The sequence below is a fragment of the Pseudomonas sp. WS 5532 genome, assembly GCF_012985445.1.
Classification (GTDB): Bacteria; Pseudomonadota; Gammaproteobacteria; order Pseudomonadales; family Pseudomonadaceae; genus Aquipseudomonas; species Aquipseudomonas edaphica.
In genome coordinates, this window is the sequence record NZ_JAAQWK010000002.1 from 426,336 (window position 1) to 448,020 (window position 21,685).

Sequence of the window (21,685 nt, forward strand, 5' to 3'; positions counted from 1 at the left end):
GAGGGTGGCGGAATCAGCGGATAAACAGCTTCTGGATCAACTTCTGGATGGCTTTGCCGTAAGGCGGGTAGATCAGTTTCGCCGCGTTCAGGCGCTGTTTGACCAGCACCCCTTTGGCCTTGCTGAACGTGAGGAAGCCTTCATGGCCGTGGTAATGGCCCATGCCCGACGGGCCGATGCCGCCAAAGGGCATATCGTCCTGGGCCACATGCAGCAGCGTGTCGTTGAGGCAAACACCGCCGGAATGGGTTTCGTGGAGCACGCGGTTCTGTTCGCCCTTGTTGTAGCCGAAGTAATACAGGGCCAGTGGGCGAGGGCGCTGGTTGATGTAGGCAAACGCTTGGTCGAGGCCGCGATAAGGCACGATCGGCAGCACCGGGCCGAAGATTTCGTCCTGCATCACCGTCATCTCGTCGCTGACATTCAGCAACAGGCTATGGGCCATACGCCGTGCCTGGCCCTGGTCATACAGCGGTATCAGGGTGGCGCCCTTGTCGGTGGCGTCTTTGACGTAGGCATTGAGCCGGGCCTGTTGCCGCTCATTGATGATGGCGGTGTAGTCCGGGTTGTCGGCCAGGGTCGGATAAAACCCGCGAACGGCGTTGCTGTAGGCCTCGACGAAACCTTCAACGCGGTCTTCCGGCACCAACACGTAATCCGGTGCCACGCAGGTTTGCCCGGCATTCAGGCATTTACCGAAGGCAATGCGCTCGGCGGCGTCTTTGAGTGGCACGTCCGCGGAAACAATGGCTGGCGACTTGCCACCGAGCTCCAGGGTAACCGGTGTCAGGTGCTCGGCCGCTGCGCGCATCACGTGTTTGCCGATGCTGGTGGCGCCGGTGAACAGCAGGTGATCGAAGCGCAATTTGGAAAATGCCATGCCCACTTCGGCCTCGCCCAGCACCACGCACACCAGGTCTTCGGGGAAGATTTTGGCCAGCAGCGCCTTCAGCAGTTCGCCCGTGGCGGGCGTGGATTCGCTGAGTTTGAGCATCACCCGGTTTCCCGCCGCCAAAGCCCCGACCAGCGGCCCAATGGCCAGGTACAACGGGTAGTTCCAGGGGACAATCACCCCGACCACACCCAGCGGCTGGTAGATGACTTTGGCTGACGCTGGTTGGAAGGCAATGCCTACCGCACGCCGGGAAGGTTTCATCCAGCCTTTGAGGTGTTTGCTGGCGTAGTGAATGCCATGCAGGCTGGGCATCAACTCGGCGAACAGGGTTTCGTCTGCGCTGCGGTGGCTGAAGTCCTGGCTGATCGCGGTGATCAGCGCCTGGCGTTCGTCGCTGAGCACGTCGCGTAAAGCCTTTAGCCACTGCTGGCGCTGTGCAGCTGGCGGCATCGGGTTGGCCGCATAGGCGCGACGTTGGGCGTCGAACAGGTCCTGGAGTTGATCCAGCGCCTGGGAATCTTGCAGGTAGGCAACGTTGGCAGACATGGCGCAGTTCCCGATTGTTATAGGTCTGCCTGGATTTTTAGAGTTATTGCTCTAAATTGTCAAATGTCATTGCAGCAACATGCGGATTTATCCTGACAAGGATAGGCCGTAAGATGCCCCATCCCGTGTTCAGAAGCTGATCCCCTATGGCACCACGAGTAAAGACCAGCGAGCGCATTGTGCAAACCAGCCTGGAGCTTTTTAACCAGCAGGGTGAGCGCAGCGTCAGTACCAACCATATCGCCGCCCATATGGAAATTTCCCCGGGCAACCTGTACTACCACTTCCCCAACAAGCAGGCGATCATCGCCGTGCTGTTTCGTGAGTACGAAGCGCTGGTGGACAGTTTCCTGCGCCCGCCACAGGGCCGTGCGGTGACTGTCGAAGACAAGCGCTTTTACCTGCAGGCCGTGCTGGCCGGCATGTGGCGCTACCGTTTCCTGCACCGAGACCTCGAACACCTGCTGGAAAGCGACCCGGAACTGGCCACCGGCTACCGGCGGTTTTCCCAGCGCTGCCTGATCCAGGGCGGGGCCATTTACCAAGGGTTTGTCGACGCTGGCATCCTCAGTATGGACCCGGTGCAAACCGAGGCACTGACCCTTAATGCCTGGATCATCCTCACCTCGTGGGTGCGGTTCCTGTGCACCACCAATGAGAACTCCGCGCACTTGAGCGCCGAAGCGATCAAGCGCGGTGTGTATCAGGTGCTGGTGCTGGAGGCGGGGTTTGTCACGCCCCAGGCGAAAGAGGCGGTGGATGCCTTGTTCAAAGAGTTTTACGTGCCGTTGAACCAGGCACTGGAAGAAGTGAAGTAGGACCTTTCCCGAATCTGTTCACAGGAGCCCGTCATGTCGCTTGCCCAACTGATCAGCCCCCAGCAATTGGCCGAACGCCAAAAGGCCGCGGGGCTGGTGATCCTGGATTGTCGTTTTGCCCTCGAAGACCCGGACTACGGGCTGTGCAGCTATGCCGAAGGGCATATCGAAGGCGCGCAATATGCCGACTTGGAGCGTCATCTCAGTGGGCCGGTGACCAAAGGCGTGACCGGCCGCCACCCGTTACCGGCGGCGGACACTTTGGTTGCGCAACTGCGGGCCTGGGGCATCCATGCCAACACCGACATCGTCCTGTACGACGACGGCCCTGGCGCCTATGCCGCCCGCGCCTGGTGGTTGCTGGCCTGGCTGGGTAAGCGCGACGGGGTGTTTATCCTGGACGGTGGCCTCAAGGCCTGGCACGCCGCCGGTTTCCCGTTGAGCCTCGATGCACCGGTGGTGGAGCCGGGAGCGTTTGCCGGTAAGCCGGACAACCGCCTGCTGCTGGACGCCGAGCATTTGCAAAAACGCCTGGGTGAGCCGGGCCTCACCTTGATCGACGCCCGTGCAGCGGTGCGTTTTCGCGGCGAGGTAGAGCCGATTGATCCGATTGCCGGGCACATTCCCGGTGCGCAATGTGCAGCGTTCACCGAAAACCTGGGCAGTGATGGCCGCTTTCTACCGGCCGATCAGCTCAAGCAGCGCTTCGCCGCACAGTTGCAGGGCCGGTCACCGGATGAACTGGTGGCGTACTGCGGTTCGGGCGTGACGGCGTGCCACAACTTGTTTGCCTTGAGTTTGGCCGGTTACCCGTTGGGCAAGTTGTATGCGGGGTCGTGGAGTGAGTGGATTACCGACCCCACGCGGCAGATTGCAACCGGCGACTGATTGAATAGCCATGTAAACCCAATAAAACTGTGGTAACTGGTTTGTGTGGGAGCAGGCAAGCCAGCTCCCACACAAACCAGCTCCCACATTTTTTAACTGTGTTGTGTCAGTAACCACTGCGGAATACGGCGCTCCAGGTAGTAACTGGGGCGTTTCAACGTCCCATCCACAAACCCCACATGCCCACCCTTGGCCAACAACTCAAACTCGGTGCAATCCGACAGTTCACTGGCCTCGGGCAGGCTGTGAGCAAACACGAACGGGTCATCGGCGGCCTGGATAATCAGGGTTGGCGTGCGGATTTCGCCCAAGTAGTAACGGCTCGAGGCGCGACGATAATAGTCCTCGGCACTGAGGAACCCGTGCAACGGTGCGGTCACCCGGCCGTCGAAGTCCCAGAACGTGCGCATTTTCTCCAATGAGCCCAGGGCTTCCAGGGTTTTCAGCCCTTCGGCCCGGCCATCTTTCACAAAGCGGCTTTGCTTGACGCGGATATACGCCAACATCTCGCGCATGAAGTGCTTCTGGTACACCCGCGAAAAGCCCAGCCCGATACGGTCAGCGCACTGGTCCAGTCGAAACGGCACCGACACCGCCGCTGCGCCTTGCAGCCCGGACGTCTCGCCGGTTTCGCCCAGGTGCTTGAGCAGCACATTTGCGCCCAACGAATAACCCACCGCATACAGCGGCGCCAAGGGTCGTTTGGCATGCAGATGTGCAATCGCCGCCGCCAGGTCTTCACTGGCACCGGAGTGATAGCTGCGTGCCAACAGGTTTGGCTCGCCCGAGCACCCACGCCAATTCAAGGCGGCGCTGGCCCAGCCTTGAGCTGCGAGGGCTTTTTGCAGCCCGGCCACATAAGGCGAGTTGGACGAGCCGGTCAGCCCGTGCAGCACCAGCACCAATGGCGCTTGCGCGTCATGGGGCCCATGCCAGTCGAGGTCGAGAAAGTCGCCGTCGTCCAGCCACAGGCGTTCGCGTTGGCGTTCGATATGGGTGGTAGGGCGCCACAGCGGGCCCCACAGGGTTTGCAAGTGGGGGTTGCCGAGGCCGAAGGCGGGTTTGAACAGCTCAGAGGACGGGATCATGAAACTCTCGGTAGCAAGCGAGCTTACTGTGGCATGCGAGCTTGTTGTGGCGAGCAGGCTTGCCCTGCGTTGGGCTGCGAAGCGGCCCCAGTAAAGTCGCCGCATTCTATTTGTAGGATCGCGGTGCCTTTAAAAGGGGCTGCTTCGCAGAAAAGCCCGCTCACTACAACATTTACCTAAGGTTAAGCGGCGCTTTCAACCAACCGATGCCACAACGCGTAATACACGCGACCGGACTTCTGCTCCCGGTGCAGGCGCCAGCTGCCCGGCAGGCCGAGGGTAGACGGCGCGGTCTCGCTTTCAGTGTAGATCCACGCATCGGGTGCCAGCCACTGGCGCTCTTCCAGCAGCGCACACACCGTCGGCAACAGGTTCTGGTTGAACGGCGGGTCGAGGAACACCACGTCGTATTCGCTGGCCGCCTGGGTTTCCAGGTAGCGCAGCGCATCGGCTGTCTGCACCTGGCCGGTGGTGCAGCGCAGTGTGCCCAGGTGTTCCTTGAGGCTGGACACCGCCACATTGCTGGCATCCAGCGCCTGGCCCTGGGCGGCGCCACGGGACAGCGCTTCGAGGAACAGCGCGCCGCTGCCGGCGAACGGGTCCAGTACCTTGGCGCCGCCGATATACGGCGCGAGCCAGTTGAACAGGGTTTCACGCACGCGATCCGGCGTTGGGCGCAGGCCCACGACGTCAGGGAAACTCAGCTTGCGGCTGCCCCATTCACCGCCAATGATGCGCAGTTGGCCCACACCGTTATGCACGTTGTGGACAGGTTTTTTCGGGCGAGATGAACTGGCCATTAATGCTCCGGAACCCCGAGCGGCTGCTCGGCGGGTTTATCAGTGGGGGGCGGTAGTGGCTTTTGCGCAATCGTCGGGCCGGCGGTCACGATGACCATCTTGTCGGCGCTCAAGTGTTTATTCATTGCAGCCTTGACCTGCTCTACGGTCAGGGCCTGGGATTGTTTCATGAAATCCTCAAGATAGCTCAGCGGCAGGTTATAGAAACCCATGGCGCCCAGCTGCCCGACGATATCGGCGTTGCTTGCGGTAGACAGCGGGAAGCTACCGGCCAGCTCACGCTTGGCGTCGTCCAGTTCCTTTTGCGTCGGGCCGGTCTTGAGGTAGTCGGCCAGCACGTCTTCAACCAGGCGCAGGGTGCCGCCGCTCATTTCGGCGCGGGTCTGCAGGTTGATCATGAACGGACCACGTACCTGCATCGGCGAGAAACCGGAGTAAACGCCGTAGGTCAGGCCGCGCTTCTCACGCACTTCGCTCATCAAGCGGGTGCCGAAACCACCACCGCCGAGGATCTGGTTGCCCAGGGACAAGGCGGCGTAGTCCGGGTCGGCGCGGTCGATGCCCAGTTGCGCGAACAGTAAATGGGTTTGCTTGGACGGGAACTCGATATGGCTCAGGCCAGCTTTCGGCTCGGTCGGCTGGGCGATCTTGGCCAGGGCCGGGCCTTTGGGCAGCGATGCGGAGACCTTGGCCGTCATGGCCTCAGCGTCGGCGCGAGTCAGATCGCCCACCACGGCAATCACCGCATTGCCCGCTGCATATGCTTTGGCGTGGAACGCCTGCAACTGCGCCAGGGTAATCGCCGGAATGCTCTCAGGCGAGCCTTCGCTCGAGTGCGCGTAAGGGTGGTCGCCGTACAACCGCTTGAACAACTCAAGGCTGGCCAGCTTGCCTGGGTTCTGTTTCTGGTACTCAAAACCGGCCAGAATCTGGTTCTTGATGCGCGCCAGGGAGTCGGCCGGGAAAGTCGGCTTGCCGATCACTTGGTCAAACAGCGTCAGGGCCGCGTCGCGCTTGTCGCTGTCGCTCAGGCTGCGCAGGGACACCAACGCCATGTCGCGATAAGCGCCGTTGCCGAAGTCGGCACCCAGGCCTTCAAAGCCGCTGGCGATCTGGCTGACATCCTTGCCCGGTATGCCTTCGTTGAGCATGGCGTTGGTCAGCAACGCAACGCCTGGGGTATTGCCGTCCTGGCTGCTGCCGGCGGCGAACAGGATGCGCATGTCGAACATTGGCAGTTCGTGGGCTTCGACGAACAGCACCTTGGCGCCCTCGGCGGTGGTCCAGGTTTGCACGTCGAGCTTGCGGTTGGTCGGCGCCTTGCCGTCCAGTTCTGCCAAAGATTGCAGTTTGTTGGCCGATTGCGCCTTGTCCAGCGCCTGGCTGGCCACCGATTCACTCGGGCGCAGGAAGTACACGGCGCTGGCGGCGATCAGGGTGACGACGACCAGGCCGGGGAAGATCAGGCGGCTGCTTTTGCGATTACTCATGAGCGGTCTCCTCGGGCAAAACATGGGCGACGCTCAAACGTTCGCGGGTGAAGTAGGTGCGCGCGGCTTTCTGGATATCTTCCGGGGTCACGCTTTGCAGGTCGGCAAGCTCGGTGTCCATGAGTTTCCAGGACAGGCCAACGGTTTCCAGCGAGCCGATGGCCGTGGCCTGGCTGGTGATGGAATCACGTTGGTAAACCACGCCGGCAATTACTTGGGCGCGGATACGCTCCAGTTCTTCGGTGGTCGGCGGCTTGGCTTTCAACTCGTCCAGCAGGCGCCACAGGCCGGCTTCGGCCTGGGCAATGGTCTTTTTCTTCTGCTGATTCGGCGTGGCGCTCAATGTGAACAGGCTGTCACCACGGGTATAGGCGTCGTAGCTGGTGGACGCGCCGGAGACCAGTTCTTCACCGCGCTCCAGCTGTTCCGAGATACGCGCGCTGTAGCCGCCATCGAGCAGGGCCGAGAGCAGGCGCAGGGCTTGCACCGAGCGCTTGTCTTCGGCAGTCGCCAGGCCCGGCACGTTGAAACCGAGGATCACGCTCGGCAGTTGGGTCTGCACGTGCAGGGTCAGCAAGCGCTCGCCAGGTTCGGCCAGTTCCAGCGGGATCTTGGCGGGTGGCACATCACGCTTGGGGATTGGGCCGAAGTAACGTTCGGCGAGTTTCTTGACCTCGTCCGGCGTCACGTCGCCGACCACCACCAGCGTGGCGTTGTTCGGCACATACCAGGACTGGTACCAGTGGCGCAGTTCTTCAACCTTCATGCGCTCAAGGTCGGCCATCCAGCCGATGGTCGGCGTGTGATAGCCGCTGGCCGGGTAGGCCATCGCCTTGAAGCGCTCGTAGGCCTTGGACATCGGGTTGTCGTCGGTGCGCAGGCGGCGTTCTTCCTTGATCACCTCGATTTCGCGGCTGAACTCATCGGCCGGCAGGCGCAGGCTGGCCATGCGGTCGGCTTCCAGCTCGAAAGCGACGCCCAGGCGGTCACGCGCCAGTACCTGGTAATACGCGGTGTAGTCATCGCTGGTGAAGGCGTTTTCTTCAGCGCCCAGGTCACGCAGGATCAGCGAGGCTTCGCCGGGACCGACTTTGGCGCTGCCCTTGAACATCATGTGTTCCAGGGCATGGGACAAACCGGTCTGGCCCGGGGTTTCGTAGCTCGAACCGACCTTGTACCAGACCTGGGAAACCACCACCGGCGCGCGATGGTCTTCGCGCACGACCACTTTAAGGCCGTTATCGAGGGTGAATTCATGGGTGGGTTGTGGGTCGGCAGCCAAGGCTGAAAGAGGCAGACAAACTGTGCTGAGCAGCAGGCCTGCGGCGCGGCGGGCTAGAGCAATCATTCGTGTTTTAACCTGTTGGGCTACCCGCTTGGTCTTAGCGTCGGCGGGCGAGGAGGTGCTAGGATACTGATCCGGTTTGGACAGGGCCACTGTGGCAGTCATCTTGTCCCGGTTTCAGTCGTAGGAATGTAGGAATTGGCGCTGGGTTTCCCCGACGATCTTCTACTTTTCGCCGATTTTGTCGCTTCAGTCCTTTATTGAAACGATTTGTTGAGGCCTTTATTTACGCCTTACAAAATGTTGCGCATGAACAAGCGAGCGTTAAAGCAGTCTGTTCTGCATCGAATTTATTTACCGAGGCGCCCTGGCGCATCGCTACTTTGAGATAGCCGTCCTCCATGTTTGGTTCCAACGACGACAAGAAGAGTCCAGCTGCGGCTGGCGAGAAAAAAGGCCTGTTCGGATGGCTGCGCAAAAAGCCGCAGGAAACCGTCGTCGAACAGCCACAGGTTCAGCCTGAGCCGATTCCAGAGCCTGTATTAGAAGCCGAACCGGTCGCTGAAACCCCGGCGCCGGTGGTGTTGCCGATGGCTGAGCCCGTATTGCAGCCAGCGGCACAGGTTGAGCCAGAGCCAGAGCACAAGTCGTGGCTGGAACTGCCGGTGGCCGAAGAGCCTGTGGCGCTGGTTGAAGACGTGCAGGCTGAGCACGTGACGCCGCCGATTCCGGTCGTGGTTGAGCCGGTGGCGGTTGTGGTCGAAGCGCCGCCAGTGATCGAAACGCCTGCGCCGGTGGTTGTGGAGCCAGCGCCGGCACCTGTGGTGGTTGCCGCCCCCGCCATTATCGAGCCGCCGGTCGCCCCGGAGCCCGTTGTTGCTCCCGCTGAAACCAGCAAAACCGGCTTCTTCGCCCGCCTCAAGCAAGGCCTGAGCAAAACCAGCGCCAGTATCGGCGAAGGCATGGCCAGCCTGTTCCTGGGCAAGAAGGTTATTGATGACGAGCTGCTGGAAGACATCGAAACCCGTCTGTTGACCGCCGACGTGGGCGTCGAAGCCACTGCCGTGATCATCCAGAGCCTGACCCAGAAGGTTGCGCGCAAGCAGTTGACCGACGCCGATGCGCTCTACAAATCCCTTCAGGCCGAACTGGCTGCGATGCTCAAGCCGGTGGAAGCGCCGCTGGTGATCACGCCGAACAAGCCGTTCGTGATCCTGGTCGTCGGCGTCAACGGCGCCGGCAAAACCACCACCATCGGCAAGTTGGCCAAGAAGCTGCAGTCGGAAGGCAAAAAAGTCATGCTCGCCGCCGGTGACACCTTCCGCGCCGCTGCCGTGGAGCAGTTGCAGGTCTGGGGTGAGCGCAACAAGATCCCGGTCATCGCCCAGCACACCGGCGCCGATTCCGCCTCGGTGATTTTCGATGCCGTGCAGGCTGCCAAGGCCCGTAACATCGATGTGTTGATCGCTGATACCGCCGGTCGCCTGCACACCAAAGACAACCTGATGGAAGAGCTGAAGAAAGTGCGCCGCGTAATTGGCAAGCTCGACGCCGACGCCCCGCACGAAGTGCTGCTGGTGCTCGACGCCGGCACTGGCCAGAACGCCATCAGCCAGGCCAAACAATTCAACCAGACGGTGCAACTGACCGGCCTGGCATTGACTAAGCTCGACGGCACGGCCAAGGGTGGTGTGATCTTCGCCCTGGCCAAACAGTTCGGGTTGCCGATTCGTTATATCGGTGTCGGTGAAGGTATCGACGACCTGCGCACCTTTGAAGCCGAACCCTTTGTACAGGCACTTTTCGCCGAGCGGGAGCGTTCATGATTCGATTCGAACAGGTCGGTAAACGCTACGCCAACGGGCATGTGGGCTTGCATGAGCTGAGCTTTCGAGTGCGGCGTGGCGAGTTTCTATTTGTAACCGGCCATTCGGGTGCCGGTAAAAGTACGCTGTTGCGGCTGTTGCTGGCGATGGAGCGCCCGACCACCGGCAAGCTGCTGCTGGCCGGCCAGGATCTGGCCACCATCAGCAATGCACAGATCCCGTTCCTGCGCCGCCAGATCGGCGTGGTGTTCCAGAACCACCAGTTGCTGTTCGATCGTACGGTGTTCAACAACATTGCTTTGCCGCTGCAGATTCTCGGCTTGTCCAAGGCTGAAATCGTCAAGCGTGTGGATTCGGCCCTGGAGCGCGTGGCACTGTCGGACAAGACCGACCTGTACCCGGGCGACCTGTCCACCGGCCAGCAACAGCGCGTCGGCATTGCCCGCGCCATCGTCCACCGCCCGGCCTTGCTGCTGGCGGACGAACCTACCGGTAACCTCGACCCGCGCCTGGCGGCTGAGATCATGGGCGTGTTCGAAGACATCAACCGCCTGGGCACCAGCGTATTGATCGCCAGTCACGACCTGGCACTGATCGCCCGTATGCGCCACCGCATGCTGACCCTGCAACGCGGCCGCCTGATCGGCGACGGGGAGGCTGGCGTATGAGTGCGACTCGCAGCCCCAAGGTTTCCGAGCGTGTGGCGCCAAAAGCCGCCGACCCGCAACCGCCGAAGAAAAAACGCGACGAAGATGATGGCCCGGATTTCGCCACGCTGCTGCGCGCCTGGATCGAAAGCCATCGTGCCAGCTTGGTCGACAGCCTGCGCCGCCTGGGCAAGCAGCCGATCGGCAGCTTTTTCACCTGCCTGGTAATGGCCGTGGCACTGAGCCTGCCGATGGGTTTGTCGCTGCTGCTTAATAATGTGGAGCGCCTGGGCGGTTCCTGGCAGCGCGCGGCGCAGATTTCGCTGTACCTGGACCTCGACACCAGCGCCAAAGATGGCGAGAACCTGCGCAACGACATCAAGAACCTGCCGGGCGTGGCGGATGCCGAATACATCAGCCGCGATCAGGCCCTTGAAGAGTTCCAGCAGCAATCAGGCCTGGGTGAGGCGCTTAAAGAGCTGCCGCAGAACCCGCTGCCGGGCGTGGTGCTGGTGACGCCGAACGAAGTCGACAAGCCAGCGCTTGAGGCCCTGCGACAAAAACTCGCAGAGATGCCCAAGGTACAACAGGCACAACTTGATCTAGTCTGGGTAGAGCGTCTGGCGGCCATTCTCAAGCTGGGCGACCGCTTTGTGTTCGGTCTCACGGTGTTGTTGGTGTCTGCATTACTTTTGGTGATAGGTAATACCATTCGTCTTCATATTGAAAACCGCCGCACCGAGATAGAAGTGATTAAACTGGTCGGCGGCACAGACAGCTATGTGCGTAGGCCTTTTCTGTACATGGGCGCGCTTTATGGCTTCGGTGCCGGGATTTTGTCCTGGGGCGTTTTGGCTTTTGGCTTGAACTGGCTCAACGACGCGGTAGTAGGGCTGGCCGGTTTGTACGGCAGCGATTTTGCCCTGGCCGGCGTGCCGGTCGCCGACGGTCTGAGTCTCTTGCTTGGTGCCGTCTTGTTGGGGTATATCGGTGCCTGGATTGCGGTCGCTCGTCATTTACGTGAGCTGGCACCGAAGTAGTTAATGTCAGATTAATGTGGTTTCGTTTGTATTGACCGTATTGGTGGTTTAGGGAACTTGTCCTACGGTTCCCGGTCAATTTTCGCAGTGCTGAACTGCACGAGTTATGTGAGTCGGAGGTTTTTTCGTATGACCACTTCTTTGCAACCTGCTTATGCTCTGGTCCCGGGTGCGAACCTGGAGGCCTATGTGCACACGGTCAACAGCATTCCATTGCTGACGCCCGAGCAGGAGCGTGAACTGGCCGAGAGTCTCTACTATGAGCAGGATTTGGGGGCGGCTCGGCAGATGGTGCTCGCCCACCTGCGTTTTGTCGTACATATCGCCCGTAGCTATAGCGGCTACGGGTTGGCCCAGGCTGACCTGATCCAGGAAGGCAACGTCGGCCTGATGAAGGCTGTAAAGCGCTTCAACCCTGAGATGGGCGTGCGCCTGGTATCGTTTGCCGTGCACTGGATCAAGGCGGAAATCCACGAGTTCATCCTGCGCAACTGGCGCATCGTGAAAGTCGCGACCACCAAGGCCCAGCGCAAGCTGTTCTTCAACCTGCGCAGCCAGAAAAAACGCCTGGCGTGGCTGAATAACGAGGAAGTCCACCGCGTGGCCGAAAGCCTCGGCGTGGAGCCGCGTGAGGTGCGCGAGATGGAAAGTCGCCTGACCGGCCATGATATGGCCTTCGACCCGGCCGCTGAAGCGGACGACGACAGCGCCTTCCAATCGCCGGCCAACTACCTGGAAGACCACCGGTACGACCCGGCGCGTCAACTGGAAGACGCCGACTGGAGCGACAACTCCAACCAGAACCTGCACGAAGCGCTGGAAGTGCTGGACGACCGTAGCCGTGACATCCTCTATCAGCGCTGGCTGGCTGAAGAAAAAGCCACGCTGCACGACCTGGCACAGAAGTACAACGTGTCGGCCGAGCGGATTCGTCAGCTTGAGAAAAGCGCGATGAACAAGCTGAAGTTGTCGATCGCCGCTTAAGACGCTGCGATAAGACAAAAAAATGCCCCGATCGAAAGATTGGGGCATTTTTGTTTGCAGTCGAAAATCTCAAGTTCAACTCGGTCCACTGTGGGAGCAGGCTTGCCTGCGATGAGGCAGTATCAGCTAACACATGGGTAGTTTGACCCACCGCTATCGCAGGCAAGCCAGCTCCCACATGGGTAGTGCAGTGTGTCAATCGGACCAGGGGGCTTTGCGGGAGTTATTCAACTCCACCAAGTAACCATCCCCGCCCAACTGGCTCATCTGCTGCCGAATCCATGCCGCTCGCCGTGCCACATAGGCTGTTGGATGGCTGGCACTCCACACTCGAGGGTTGGGCAAAACCGCCGCCAGATAGCTGGCCTGCTGACGGGAAAGCGCTTTGGCACTCACGCCAAAGTGATGCCGCGCGGCGGCCTCTGCGCCAAACACGCCTTCATCCCACTCCACGCTATTGAGGTACACCTCAAGAATCCGCTGCTTGGGCCACAACACTTCGATCAGTGCGGTAAACCAGGCTTCCAGGCCTTTGCGCAGATAACTGCGACCGGTCCACAAAAACAGGTTCTTTGACACTTGCTGGCTCAGAGTGCTGGCGCCGCGAATCGAACCGCCGCGCTCGTTGTGCAGCAGCGCCGCCTGGATCGCGCCGAAGTCAAAACCCCAATGCTGCGGGAAACGCTGGTCTTCACCCGCCATTACCGCCACTTTCAGTTCGTCGGATATCTCATCCCACGGCACCCAGGTGCGCTGCACATCGATCGGCTCGCCGTCGATCCAGGATTCGATCTTGCGCTCCACCATCAACGCGGTGAACGGCGGCGGCACCACACGAAACAGCAGCACCAGCAGCACACTGCCGATGGCAAACCATTTAATGACTTTAAGAAAGCGCTTGAAGAGGAGACGCAGCATAGAGATGGCTTGGCCGAACCCGTTGAGCGGGCCATTATACAGACCCTGCCCCTCGAGTCTGACTGGAGTTCCTCATGCTGCGTAGCTTTCTGATGCTGGCTGCCTTTTTCGGCTTTACCGGCGTCGCCCTGGGCGCCTTTGCCGCCCACGGCCTGAAAAACCGCCTGAGCGCCGAGTACCTGGCGATCTTCCATACGGGCGTCACCTACCAGTTGGTGCACGCCCTGGCGCTGTTCGGCGTAGCGTTGCTGGCCGCGCATATTCCTGGCCGATTGGTCAGCTGGGCGGGCATCTCCTTTACCGTCGGCATCCTGCTGTTCTCGGGCAGTCTGTATGCGCTGACCCTGACCGGCATCAGCAAGCTCGGCATCATCACGCCGTTTGGTGGTCTGGCCTTCTTGCTCGGCTGGTTCTTCCTCGGTTTGACTGCGTGGCGTCTACAGGTAGCCTGACCAAGGGACTTGGGTCAGCCACGCTGATCGGGCTAGAATGCTGGCCCCTAAAAACGATGGCGGCCCGTGGCATGCGCATTCAGTTGAACGGCGAATCCTTTGAACTGCCCGACGGTGAAACCGTTGCGGCCCTGCTGACCCGTCTGGACCTGACCGGACGCCGAGTCGCAGTGGAGCTCAACCTGGATATCGTCCCGCGTAGCCAGCATGCCGAAACCGCGCTCACCGAAGGTGATCAGGTCGAAGTGGTCCACGCCATCGGCGGCGGCTAGCCGCCCGGCGCTCAAGGGCGTCAACCCGCATTCTGCAGAACCTCACCCCAATTCGAGGATTTCCCATGAGCATCGTTCGTAGCGACAAGCCCTTCGTCCTGGCCGGTCGTACCTACCAGTCCCGCCTGCTGGTTGGCACCGGCAAGTACCGCGACATGGAAGAAACCCGTCTGGCCATCGAAGCCTCGGGTGCCGAGATCGTGACGTTTGCCGTGCGCCGCACCAACCTCGGCCAGATCGAAGGCGAGCCGAACCTGCTCGAAGTGTTGTCGCCGGATCGCTACACCTTCCTGCCGAACACTGCCGGTTGCTACGATGCCATCGAAGCCGTGCGCACCTGCCGCCTGGCCCGTGAGCTGCTCGACGGCCACAACCTGGTGAAACTGGAAGTGCTGGCCGACCAGAAAACCCTGTTCCCCAACGTGATCGAAACCCTCAAGGCTGCCGAAACCCTGGTCAAGGAAGGCTTCGACGTGATGGTCTACACCAGTGATGACCCGATCATCGCTCGCCAATTGGCCGAAATCGGCTGCATCGCCGTGATGCCGCTGGCCGGCCTGATCGGTTCTGGCCTGGGCATCTGCAACCCGTACAACCTGCAAATCATCCTCGAAGAAGCCAGGATTCCGGTGCTGGTGGACGCGGGCGTGGGCACTGCCTCCGACGCTACCATCGCCATGGAGCTGGGTTGCGACGCGGTGCTGATGAACTCGGCCATCGCCCATGCCCAGCAGCCGGTCATGATGGCCCAAGCCATGCAACACGCAATCGTCGCGGGCCGCTTGGCCTACCTCGCCGGTCGCATGCCGAAAAAACTGTACGCCAGCGCCTCCTCGCCGCTGGATGGTCTGATCAAGTAAGAGCCATTGATGACTGAATCAAACGAAACGCCGAACACCGTGGAAGAAGGCGACGAGTCCAAGCACCGCCGCATCAAGAGTTTTGTGATGCGCGCCGGCCGCATGACCGAAGGCCAGCAAAAGGGCCTGGAGCAAGGTACGCCGCTGTTCGTGTTGCCATTGGCCGACGCGCCGGTGGACTACGACCAGGTGTTCGGCCGTTCGGCCCCGCGTTCCCTGGAAATCGGTTTCGGCATGGGCCACTCCCTGCTGGAAATGGCCGCGGCCGCGCCGGACCAGGACTTTATCGGGGTGGAAGTGCACCGCCCAGGTGTCGGCGCGCTGCTTAACGGCGTACTGACCCAAGGCCTGACCAACCTGCGAGTCTACGACTGCGACGCGATTGAAGTACTCAACCGCTGCATCGCCGACAACAGCCTCGACCGCCTGATGCTGTTCTTCCCGGACCCATGGCACAAATCGCGTCACCACAAACGCCGTATCGTCCAGGCTTCCTTCGCGGAGCTGGTGCGCAGCAAGCTGAAAGTCGGTGGCATTCTGCACATGGCCACAGACTGGGAGCCGTACGCCGAATACATGCTGGAAGTGATGGACGTAGCGCCTGGCTACCGCAACCTGGCCGAAGACGGCAAATGCGTGCCGCGCCCGGCCGAGCGCCCGATCACCAAGTTCGAACGCCGCGGCGAGCGACTGGGGCATGGGGTTTGGGATTTGAAGTTCGAGAAGGTTGACTGACAAGCCAATAGCCGGCTTGGAATGCAATCAGCTGTGGGAGCTGGCTTGCCTGCGATAGCATCACCTCAGTATCACAGATACACCGAGGTGCCTGCATCGCAGGCAAGCCAGCTCCCACAGTTGTTTTGTGTTGGGCTTTGGAATCAGCGGCGGTCGGCGACTACGCCAATCAACACCAGCACCACCACCAACACCGGCGCCAAACTGTAGTTATTAAACTGGCTCAGTCCCCGCACAATCCAAGGCGTGGCATACAGCAAGGCTGCGCCGCTGCCGATCATGCATACCAGCGCCATCAACGGTACGCGCAATGCTCCGGCGATGCTGCCCAAGCGGCCTTCGATCCAGCCTTTGATATCCGCGCCAAACAACACCAGCAAACAGCCGACAAGGGCCAGGGAGATTTCCGACAGGTTGCTACGGCTCCAGCGGGACACGGTGGCGAGCAGGTCGAGTACCAAATCCATGTGATTTCCTTAGAGCGTCAGCTCAAAAACTTCTGCAACAGGTCATTGAGAAAGAGTTGCCCACGGTCGGTGGCCGCCAGGCGTGACGGTTCGACCTGCATTAAGCCACTTTGTTCTGCCTCCTGGCGGCCTTCGTCGAGGCTGGCCAGGTCGAGGCCGGTGCGTTCGGCGTACAGCTTGGATTCAACGCCTTCGGTGAGGCGCAAAGCGTTCATCAGGAACTCGAACGGCAGCTCCTCATTGGTCAGTTCTTTCGCCCCGGCCTGGAAACTTTTTGCCGGGTTGAGGTAGTCCTTTGGCGCCCGGGTTTTCCAGGTGCGCACGATGCGCCCGTCCGGATGGCTGAGCTTGCCGTGGGCGCCCGCGCCGATGCCGATAAAGTCGCCGAAGCTCCAGTAATTCAGGTTATGCCGTGCCGGGCGGCCCGGTTGGGCATAGGCCGACACTTCATATTGCGCGTAACCGTGTTCGGCCAGCAGTGCCTGGCCAGCTTCCTGAATGTCCCACAGCGTGTCGTCTTCCGGCAGCGCGGGCGGCTGGTTCCAAAATACGGTGTTGGGTTCCAGCGTCAGCTGATACCAGGACAAGTGCGTTGGCTTCAATGCGATGGCCTGGCGCAAGTCGCTCAGGGCATCGTCCAGTGACTGATCGGGCAAGCCGTGCATCAAGTCCAGGTTGAAATTATCGAACCCGGCCTGGCGTGCCATGCCGGCGGCGCGTACGGCTTCATCGCCATTGTGGATACGGCCCAGGGCTTCAAGCTTTTCCTGCTGAAAGCTCTGGATGCCGATGGACAGGCGATTGATCCCCAGCTTGCGGTACGCCACGAACTTCTCTTGCTCGAAGGTGCCAGGGTTGGCTTCCAGGGTGATTTCGATGTCGTTGGCAAACGGGATACGGGCTTGCACGCCTTTGAGCAGGCGCCCCAGCGCGGCGGCGCTGAACAGGCTGGGCGTGCCGCCACCGAAGAAAATCGAGCTTAGTTCACGGCCGTAAACCGCATGCAGGTCTTGATCAAGGTCGGCCAGCAATGCGTCTACGTACTCTTCTTCCGGCAGCACTTTGCTGGCGGTGTGGGAGTTGAAGTCGCAATACGGGCATTTGCGCACGCACCACGGGATGTGGATGTACAGCGCCAGGGGCGGCAGCACCGACAAGGCCGCCCGAGGCGTTTGCGCGCCGCCGTGGATCAGCGGCTGCGCAGAGGTGTTTTGGGTCATTTCAGGCTCAGGCGTTGGCGCAGCAAATCCATTGCGCGGGCGCGGTGGCTGATCTGGTTCTTGTCGGCCGGGCTCAGTTCGGCGCTGGAGACATTGCGCTCCGGCACCCAGAACAGCGGGTCATAGCCAAAGCCATGCTCGCCACTGGCGGCATGCAGGATGCGCCCGTGCCACAGGCCTTCGCACAGAATCGGCAACGGGTCATCAGCGTGGCGAACCAGCGCCAGCACGCAGACAAACTGTGCGCCGCGCATCGCGTCCGGCACGTCCTTGAGGGCGTCCAGCAGTTTGGCGTTGTTGGCCGCGTCGCCTTTGCCATCGGCATACCGCGCCGAGTAGATGCCCGGTGCGCCGCCGAGGAAGTCCACGGCCAGGCCCGAGTCGTCCGCGAGTGCCGGCAGGCCGGAGATGCGTGCGGCATTGCGGGCCTTGAGGATGGCGTTTTCAACAAACGACAGGCCGGTCTCTTCCGGCTCTACCTGGCTGAACTCTCCGATCGAGCGCAGTTGCACGGAGTCGCCGAGCATGGCCTGGAGTTCTTTGAGTTTGCCGGCGTTATGGCTGGCCAGTACGAGTTGGGTGAGGTTCATTATTCGGCCGGGAAAAGTTCTTGGACAAAACTGAAACCGTGGGCCTTGCCGCCAGTTTCAACATTGATAGTGAAGGTCTTGAATTCTTGTTGCGGCACTGAGTAAGGGGCCAGGTAATTGGTCACGCCTTTTTCGGTGATTTGCTTAAACGTCAGCACTTCACTCTTACCGCTCAAGTCCTTGATGGTGCCGGTGACTTGCGCCACCACAGGCGTCACGCCTTTGAACACCGACACATTGATCAAGCCTTTGTTCTTGCTGCGTACCACGCCCACCGCTTGAGCGGTTTCGGGTTGCAGGAAGCTGGAGGTAAAGGTGTTGTAACGCACGGTGATATCACCAAATTCTTTGGTGCGATTAGGGTCGATAACATCGGCGGCCATGGCGTTGGCGCCCAGCAGTGCAGTCAATAAAAAAATAGCCAAACGACTCATAAGCGTCCCTCTTGAAATAATTAGACGGCAATCTTGTGGTCGGTCAGGCCAGGGCTGCTGACCCGGTAGATACCAATTTCGCCCAACAGATTAGGCCATAGCTTACTCGCCCACCCATGGCGGTGCTGTTGATCGACGGCAAGGCGGTTGATCACCTTGGCTTCACGCTCGCCGCACAGGGCTTCGAAGTCTTCAAACGTACAGAAGTGGATGTTCGGTGTGTTGTACCAGGTGTATGGCAGGAAGTCCGAGACCGGCATGCGGCCCTTGGTCGCCAGGTACCAACGGCAGCGCCAGTGGCCGAAGTTGGGGAAGGTAATGATGCACTGACGGCCCACGCGCAGCATCTCGTCGAGGATGCGGTCCGGGTAATGCACCGCTTGCAGGGCCTGGGTCATCACCACGATATCGAAACTGTTGCTGGCAAAGTTGCCCAGGCCCTTGTCCAGGTCCTGCTCGATCACGTTGATGCCCTTGGCCACGCACTGGGCGATGTTGTCCGGGTCGTTTTCCAGGCCATACCCGGTGACTTGCTTGTTGTCGCGCAGCCAGCTGAGCAGTTCGCCATCACCGCAGCCCAGGTCGAGCACGCGGCTGCCGGCGGGGATCCAGTCTTGGATGATTTCCAGGTCGGCTCTCATGGCGTTCTCACAAAGTAATGCGGTTCATGTAGTTGCTGAAAGCCTGCAGGTAGCGTGGGATCGGAATCAGGAAGGCGTCATGGCCTTGCGGAGCATCGATCTCGAGGTAGCAGACGTCTTTGCGTGCGGCCATCAAGGCGTCCACCAGTTCACGCGAACGCGCTGGCGAGAAGCGCCAATCGGTGGTGAATGACATCACGCAGAACTTGGCCGTGGCGTGCTCGAAGGTTTTCGCCAGGTCGTCGTCGTGGTTGGCGGCCGGGTCGAAGTAGTCCAGCGCCTTGGTCATCAGCAAGTAAGTGTTGGCGTCGAAGCGCCCCGAGAACTCCTCGCCCTGGTAACGCAGGTAGCTTTCGACCTGGAACTCGACACTGTGGAAGTCGTAGTTGAGCTTTTCGCTCTTGAGCCCACGGCCGAATTTTTCGCCCATGGAGTCATCGGACAGGTAGGTGATATGCCCGACCATCCGCGCCAGCATCAAGCCGCGCTTGGGGATCACACCGGCTTCCTGGAACGAACCGCCGTGGAACTCGGGGTCGGTGAGGATGGCCTGGCGTGCCACTTCGTTGAACGCGATGTTCTGCGCCGACAGTTTTGGGGCCGAGGCGATGGCCAGGCAATGGCGCACGCGATCCGGATAGGAGATGGTCCATTGCAGCGCCTGCATGCCGCCCAGGCTGCCGCCGATCACAGCGGCCCATTGGTAGATGCCCAGCAAGTCGGCAAGGCGCGCCTGGCTGTGCACCCAGTCTTCCACGGTCAGCACCGGGAAGTCGGCGCCGAACGGCTTGCCGGTTTCCGGGTTGAGGCTGCTCGGGCCGGTGGAACCATTGCAGCCGCCGAGGTTGTTCAGGCTGACCACAAAGAATTTGTTGGTGTCGATGGGCTTGCCGGGGCCGATGCAGCTGTCCCACCAGCCGGGCTTGCGCTCGTCGGCACTGTGAAAGCCAGCGGCGTGATGATGGCCGGACAGGGCGTGGCAGATCAGCACGGCGTTGCTCGCCGTGGCGTTCAACTGGCCGTAGGTTTCATAGATCAGGTCGTAGGCAGGCAGCGAACGGCCGCAGGCCAGGGCCAGCGGTTCGCTGAAGTGCGCCACTTGGGGCACGACCAGTCCAACAGAATCGGGGGGGAAGGCAGCTGGCATCGACCCTGCTCTCGTTTAAATGAGGCGTAAGTCTAAAGAGCGGTGACCCCAGCGGCAAGCAAAGGCCTGCACCAGTACGCAGATACAGATATCAGCACTGGCTTGTGTGGGAGCTGGCTTGCCTGCGATTGCATCACCAAGGTGAGACTGACACACCGAGGAGCCTGCATCGCAGGCAAGCCAGCTCCCACCTATCAGATCAGGCCGAACAGCTCTTTAGGCATGAACGCATAGTAGGCCAAGCGCGGAATCACCCAGCTTTGCAGCAGCTGGATCGCGATAAACGCGAAGATTGGCGAGATATCCAGGCCGCCCAGGTTCGGGATCAGGCGACGGAACGGTGCCAGCACCGGTTCGGTGATCTGGGCTACCAACTCAGCACCCGGGCTGCGGCTGCCGGGTGCGACCCACGACAGAATCACGCTGATGATCATCGACCAGAAAATGATCTTCAAAAACAGCGAGAAGATTCCGATCAAGCCCCATGGCAACAGCAGCACGGTGAACGCCTGGTAGCCGTTGAGCATCAGGATCACCACAAACAACAGGATTTGCAGCAGCAGTGCCAGCACCAGCGAGGACATGTCCAGGCCGAACATGCTCGGCACTACCCGGCGCAGTGGCTTGAGCAGCGGTTGGGTGGCCTTGACCACGAATTGGCACAGCGGGTTGTAGAAGTTCGCCCGCACAAGTTGCAGGATAAAACGCATCAGCACGATCAGCAGGTACAGGCTGCCCAGGGTCTGGATGATGAAAATGGCAGCGTCATTGATTCCGAGCATGTTTGATTACCTTGGTAAGGGATGACTATTTGCCCAGTTGCTCAGCCATCTCGGCTGAACGGTGTGCTGCGGCACCCAGTGCTTTTTCCACCAGGGCTTCAAAGCCCCCGGCCTGGAAGGATTCGATGGCGGCCTGCGTGGTACCGCCTGGCGAGGTCACGCGACGGCGCAACTCGGCAGCGTCTACATCACTGTCGACCGCCATGTTCGCGGCGCCCAAAGCAGTTTGCTCGGCCAGTTGCTCGGCGACTTCATGGGGCAGGCCGAGTTTGACGCCGGCGGCGGTCATGGCTTCGATCAGCAGGAAGAAGTAAGCCGGGCCGCTGCCGGACACGGCGGTGACCGCGTCCAACTGCTGCTCCTGTTCCAGCCACACGGCCAGGCCCACGGCAGACAGCAGTTCCTGAGCCTGGTCGCGCTGCTCGGCAGTCACCTCGGAGGTGGCGTACAAGCCGCTGACGCCCTTGCGCAGCAGTGCCGGAGTGTTGGGCATGCAACGCACGATCGGCTGGGCACCGAGCCAGGTGTTCATGCTGGCGCAGGTGATGCCGGCGGCGATCGACACCACCAGTTGGTGCGGTTGCAGGCTCGGGCGCAGGCTTTCGCACACGGCCTTCATGGCTTGCGGTTTTACCGCCAGCACGATCACGTCGACGCCCTGGATGGCCTCGGCGTTATCGGCAAAGGTTTCGATACCGTGCTCGGCGCTGACGCGGGTGCGGGTCTCGGCGCCGGGGTCGCTGGCGCGGATCTGCGTGGTTTCCAGGCCCTTGGCCCGCAGGCCGCCGATCAGGCTGGCCGCCATGTTGCCGGCGCCGATAAAGGCTATACGCGTGTTGCTCATGACAGGTCCTTACTTA

General features: G+C 60.8%; 24 protein-coding genes. 10 read left to right on the plus strand and 14 right to left on the minus strand.

The window, feature by feature from the left end; all coding sequences use genetic code 11:
- Positions 1 to 13 precede the first annotated feature (13 nt).
- Positions 14 to 1,441 (minus strand): coniferyl aldehyde dehydrogenase, encoded by a 1,428-nt coding sequence (locus tag HBO23_RS05555; protein ID WP_099550326.1) that lies wholly within the window; start codon positions 1,439 to 1,441, stop codon positions 14 to 16.
- 146 nt (positions 1,442 to 1,587) lie between these two features.
- On the opposite strand from HBO23_RS05555, the gene HBO23_RS05560 reads away from it, so the two are divergent.
- Both HBO23_RS05560 and HBO23_RS05565 read left to right on the plus strand, forming a co-directional pair.
- The gene (locus HBO23_RS05560; RefSeq protein WP_017139471.1) at positions 1,588 to 2,259 is read left to right on the plus strand and encodes a TetR/AcrR family transcriptional regulator; all 672 of its coding nucleotides are present in this window, start codon (positions 1,588 to 1,590) and stop codon (positions 2,257 to 2,259) included.
- 33 nt (positions 2,260 to 2,292) lie between these two features.
- Positions 2,293 to 3,147 (plus strand): sulfurtransferase, encoded by an 855-nt coding sequence (locus HBO23_RS05565; protein WP_138450773.1) that lies wholly within the window; start codon positions 2,293 to 2,295, stop codon positions 3,145 to 3,147.
- 92 nt (positions 3,148 to 3,239) lie between these two features.
- Here the strand turns inward: HBO23_RS05565 and HBO23_RS05570 are convergent, their stop codons facing one another.
- From HBO23_RS05570 to HBO23_RS05585, 4 genes are all read right to left on the minus strand, one after another.
- Complete coding sequence (locus HBO23_RS05570) at positions 3,240 to 4,235, minus strand: hydrolase (protein ID WP_169987582.1); 996 nt, start codon at positions 4,233 to 4,235, stop codon at positions 3,240 to 3,242.
- Positions 4,236 to 4,417: 182 nt separating this feature from the next.
- Positions 4,418 to 5,035, minus strand: coding sequence for a 16S rRNA (guanine(966)-N(2))-methyltransferase RsmD (rsmD, locus tag HBO23_RS05575; RefSeq protein WP_056857682.1), 618 nt, complete (start codon positions 5,033 to 5,035; stop codon positions 4,418 to 4,420).
- Positions 5,035 to 6,525, minus strand: coding sequence for a pitrilysin family protein (locus HBO23_RS05580; protein WP_170036798.1), 1,491 nt, complete (start codon positions 6,523 to 6,525; stop codon positions 5,035 to 5,037). The genes rsmD and HBO23_RS05580 overlap by 1 nt, the downstream gene beginning before the upstream one ends.
- On the minus strand, positions 6,518 to 7,873 hold the full coding sequence (locus tag HBO23_RS05585) for a pitrilysin family protein (protein WP_017139467.1): 1,356 nt from the start codon (positions 7,871 to 7,873) through the stop codon (positions 6,518 to 6,520). Before HBO23_RS05585 ends, HBO23_RS05580 begins: the two co-directional genes overlap by 8 nt.
- Before the next feature lie 338 nt (positions 7,874 to 8,211).
- Between HBO23_RS05585 and ftsY the strand changes: the two genes are divergently transcribed.
- The 4 genes from ftsY to rpoH all read left to right on the plus strand — a co-directional run bounded on the left by ftsY (position 8,212) and on the right by rpoH (position 12,307).
- Positions 8,212 to 9,636 (plus strand): signal recognition particle-docking protein FtsY, encoded by a 1,425-nt coding sequence (gene ftsY / locus HBO23_RS05590; protein WP_099550331.1) that lies wholly within the window; start codon positions 8,212 to 8,214, stop codon positions 9,634 to 9,636.
- On the plus strand, positions 9,633 to 10,304 hold the full coding sequence (gene ftsE / locus HBO23_RS05595) for a cell division ATP-binding protein FtsE (protein ID WP_003213784.1): 672 nt from the start codon (positions 9,633 to 9,635) through the stop codon (positions 10,302 to 10,304). The genes ftsY and ftsE overlap by 4 nt, the downstream gene beginning before the upstream one ends.
- On the plus strand, positions 10,301 to 11,323 hold the full coding sequence (ftsX, locus tag HBO23_RS05600; RefSeq protein WP_170036800.1) for a permease-like cell division protein FtsX: 1,023 nt from the start codon (positions 10,301 to 10,303) through the stop codon (positions 11,321 to 11,323). Before ftsE ends, ftsX begins: the two co-directional genes overlap by 4 nt.
- Positions 11,324 to 11,452: 129 nt before the next feature.
- Positions 11,453 to 12,307 carry an RNA polymerase sigma factor RpoH gene (gene rpoH, locus HBO23_RS05605; protein ID WP_017139465.1) on the plus strand — a complete coding sequence of 285 codons (855 nt, stop codon included), beginning with the start codon at positions 11,453 to 11,455 and terminating at the stop codon, positions 12,305 to 12,307.
- Positions 12,308 to 12,502: 195 nt separating this feature from the next.
- Here the strand turns inward: rpoH and mtgA are convergent, their stop codons facing one another.
- Positions 12,503 to 13,225 (minus strand): monofunctional biosynthetic peptidoglycan transglycosylase, encoded by a 723-nt coding sequence (mtgA, locus tag HBO23_RS05610; RefSeq protein WP_099550332.1) that lies wholly within the window; start codon positions 13,223 to 13,225, stop codon positions 12,503 to 12,505.
- Positions 13,226 to 13,299: 74 nt separating this feature from the next.
- Here mtgA and HBO23_RS05615 point away from each other — a divergent pair, with 74 nt between their 5' ends.
- From HBO23_RS05615 to trmB, 4 genes are all read left to right on the plus strand, one after another.
- Positions 13,300 to 13,677 carry a DUF423 domain-containing protein gene (locus HBO23_RS05615; protein WP_056857688.1) on the plus strand — a complete coding sequence of 126 codons (378 nt, stop codon included), beginning with the start codon at positions 13,300 to 13,302 and terminating at the stop codon, positions 13,675 to 13,677.
- Between the two features lie 71 nt (positions 13,678 to 13,748).
- Positions 13,749 to 13,949, plus strand: a complete 201-nt coding sequence (gene thiS / locus HBO23_RS05620) for a sulfur carrier protein ThiS (protein WP_032865944.1) — start codon at positions 13,749 to 13,751, stop codon at positions 13,947 to 13,949.
- A 65-nt stretch (positions 13,950 to 14,014) separates the two neighbouring features.
- The gene (locus tag HBO23_RS05625) at positions 14,015 to 14,809 is read left to right on the plus strand and encodes a thiazole synthase (protein WP_017139461.1); all 795 of its coding nucleotides are present in this window, start codon (positions 14,015 to 14,017) and stop codon (positions 14,807 to 14,809) included.
- A gap of 9 nt (positions 14,810 to 14,818) precedes the next feature.
- Positions 14,819 to 15,544 (plus strand): tRNA (guanosine(46)-N7)-methyltransferase TrmB, encoded by a 726-nt coding sequence (gene trmB / locus HBO23_RS05630; protein WP_017139460.1) that lies wholly within the window; start codon positions 14,819 to 14,821, stop codon positions 15,542 to 15,544.
- 143 nt (positions 15,545 to 15,687) lie between these two features.
- Here the strand turns inward: trmB and HBO23_RS05635 are convergent, their stop codons facing one another.
- The 8 genes from HBO23_RS05635 to proC form a co-directional block, all read right to left on the minus strand.
- A complete protein-coding gene (locus tag HBO23_RS05635; RefSeq protein WP_017139459.1) occupies positions 15,688 to 16,011 on the minus strand; it encodes a DUF3392 domain-containing protein in 324 nt (107 codons plus the stop codon).
- Positions 16,012 to 16,028: 17 nt separating this feature from the next.
- Positions 16,029 to 17,231: a radical SAM family heme chaperone HemW gene (gene hemW / locus HBO23_RS05640; protein ID WP_138450792.1), complete on the minus strand. Its 1,203-nt coding sequence runs from the start codon at positions 17,229 to 17,231 to the stop codon at positions 16,029 to 16,031.
- A complete protein-coding gene (gene rdgB, locus HBO23_RS05645; protein WP_049711104.1) occupies positions 17,228 to 17,824 on the minus strand; it encodes an RdgB/HAM1 family non-canonical purine NTP pyrophosphatase in 597 nt (198 codons plus the stop codon). The genes hemW and rdgB overlap by 4 nt, the downstream gene beginning before the upstream one ends.
- Positions 17,821 to 18,255 carry a DUF4426 domain-containing protein gene (locus tag HBO23_RS05650; protein WP_138813460.1) on the minus strand — a complete coding sequence of 145 codons (435 nt, stop codon included), beginning with the start codon at positions 18,253 to 18,255 and terminating at the stop codon, positions 17,821 to 17,823. The genes rdgB and HBO23_RS05650 overlap by 4 nt, the downstream gene beginning before the upstream one ends.
- A gap of 20 nt (positions 18,256 to 18,275) precedes the next feature.
- Complete coding sequence (metW, locus tag HBO23_RS05655) at positions 18,276 to 18,896, minus strand: methionine biosynthesis protein MetW (RefSeq protein ID WP_016972957.1); 621 nt, start codon at positions 18,894 to 18,896, stop codon at positions 18,276 to 18,278.
- 7 nt (positions 18,897 to 18,903) lie between these two features.
- Positions 18,904 to 20,043 carry a homoserine O-acetyltransferase gene (locus HBO23_RS05660; protein ID WP_170036803.1) on the minus strand — a complete coding sequence of 380 codons (1,140 nt, stop codon included), beginning with the start codon at positions 20,041 to 20,043 and terminating at the stop codon, positions 18,904 to 18,906.
- Between the two features lie 194 nt (positions 20,044 to 20,237).
- The gene (locus tag HBO23_RS05665; RefSeq protein ID WP_017139454.1) at positions 20,238 to 20,825 is read right to left on the minus strand and encodes a YggT family protein; all 588 of its coding nucleotides are present in this window, start codon (positions 20,823 to 20,825) and stop codon (positions 20,238 to 20,240) included.
- Between the two features lie 25 nt (positions 20,826 to 20,850).
- Positions 20,851 to 21,669: a pyrroline-5-carboxylate reductase gene (gene proC, locus HBO23_RS05670; protein WP_017139453.1), complete on the minus strand. Its 819-nt coding sequence runs from the start codon at positions 21,667 to 21,669 to the stop codon at positions 20,851 to 20,853.
- Positions 21,670 to 21,685 lie beyond the last annotated feature (16 nt).

What these genes read in the sequence shown, in the direction of transcription:
- HBO23_RS05580 (WP_170036798.1), bottom strand. Translation starts at nt 6,525, where the DNA reads ATGAGTAATCGCAAAAGCAGCCGCCTGATCTTCCCCGGCCTGGTCGTC.
- ftsX (WP_170036800.1), top strand. Translation starts at nt 10,301, where the DNA reads ATGAGTGCGACTCGCAGCCCCAAGGTTTCCGAGCGTGTGGCGCCAAAA.
- ftsE (WP_003213784.1), top strand. Translation starts at nt 9,633, where the DNA reads ATGATTCGATTCGAACAGGTCGGTAAACGCTACGCCAACGGGCATGTG.
- HBO23_RS05585 (WP_017139467.1), bottom strand. Translation starts at nt 7,873, where the DNA reads ATGATTGCTCTAGCCCGCCGCGCCGCAGGCCTGCTGCTCAGCACAGTT.
- HBO23_RS05565 (WP_138450773.1), top strand. Translation starts at nt 2,293, where the DNA reads ATGTCGCTTGCCCAACTGATCAGCCCCCAGCAATTGGCCGAACGCCAA.
- hemW (WP_138450792.1), bottom strand. Translation starts at nt 17,231, where the DNA reads ATGACCCAAAACACCTCTGCGCAGCCGCTGATCCACGGCGGCGCGCAA.
- metW (WP_016972957.1), bottom strand. Translation starts at nt 18,896, where the DNA reads ATGAGAGCCGACCTGGAAATCATCCAAGACTGGATCCCCGCCGGCAGC.
- HBO23_RS05615 (WP_056857688.1), top strand. Translation starts at nt 13,300, where the DNA reads ATGCTGCGTAGCTTTCTGATGCTGGCTGCCTTTTTCGGCTTTACCGGC.
- trmB (WP_017139460.1), top strand. Translation starts at nt 14,819, where the DNA reads ATGACTGAATCAAACGAAACGCCGAACACCGTGGAAGAAGGCGACGAG.
- HBO23_RS05555 (WP_099550326.1), bottom strand. Translation starts at nt 1,441, where the DNA reads ATGTCTGCCAACGTTGCCTACCTGCAAGATTCCCAGGCGCTGGATCAA.
- rpoH (WP_017139465.1), top strand. Translation starts at nt 11,453, where the DNA reads ATGACCACTTCTTTGCAACCTGCTTATGCTCTGGTCCCGGGTGCGAAC.
- HBO23_RS05660 (WP_170036803.1), bottom strand. Translation starts at nt 20,043, where the DNA reads ATGCCAGCTGCCTTCCCCCCCGATTCTGTTGGACTGGTCGTGCCCCAA.
- HBO23_RS05570 (WP_169987582.1), bottom strand. Translation starts at nt 4,235, where the DNA reads ATGATCCCGTCCTCTGAGCTGTTCAAACCCGCCTTCGGCCTCGGCAAC.
- proC (WP_017139453.1), bottom strand. Translation starts at nt 21,669, where the DNA reads ATGAGCAACACGCGTATAGCCTTTATCGGCGCCGGCAACATGGCGGCC.
- thiS (WP_032865944.1), top strand. Translation starts at nt 13,749, where the DNA reads ATGCGCATTCAGTTGAACGGCGAATCCTTTGAACTGCCCGACGGTGAA.
- rsmD (WP_056857682.1), bottom strand. Translation starts at nt 5,035, where the DNA reads ATGGCCAGTTCATCTCGCCCGAAAAAACCTGTCCACAACGTGCATAAC.
- HBO23_RS05650 (WP_138813460.1), bottom strand. Translation starts at nt 18,255, where the DNA reads ATGAGTCGTTTGGCTATTTTTTTATTGACTGCACTGCTGGGCGCCAAC.
- HBO23_RS05635 (WP_017139459.1), bottom strand. Translation starts at nt 16,011, where the DNA reads ATGGATTTGGTACTCGACCTGCTCGCCACCGTGTCCCGCTGGAGCCGT.
- HBO23_RS05560 (WP_017139471.1), top strand. Translation starts at nt 1,588, where the DNA reads ATGGCACCACGAGTAAAGACCAGCGAGCGCATTGTGCAAACCAGCCTG.
- mtgA (WP_099550332.1), bottom strand. Translation starts at nt 13,225, where the DNA reads ATGCTGCGTCTCCTCTTCAAGCGCTTTCTTAAAGTCATTAAATGGTTT.
- HBO23_RS05665 (WP_017139454.1), bottom strand. Translation starts at nt 20,825, where the DNA reads ATGCTCGGAATCAATGACGCTGCCATTTTCATCATCCAGACCCTGGGC.
- HBO23_RS05625 (WP_017139461.1), top strand. Translation starts at nt 14,015, where the DNA reads ATGAGCATCGTTCGTAGCGACAAGCCCTTCGTCCTGGCCGGTCGTACC.
- ftsY (WP_099550331.1), top strand. Translation starts at nt 8,212, where the DNA reads ATGTTTGGTTCCAACGACGACAAGAAGAGTCCAGCTGCGGCTGGCGAG.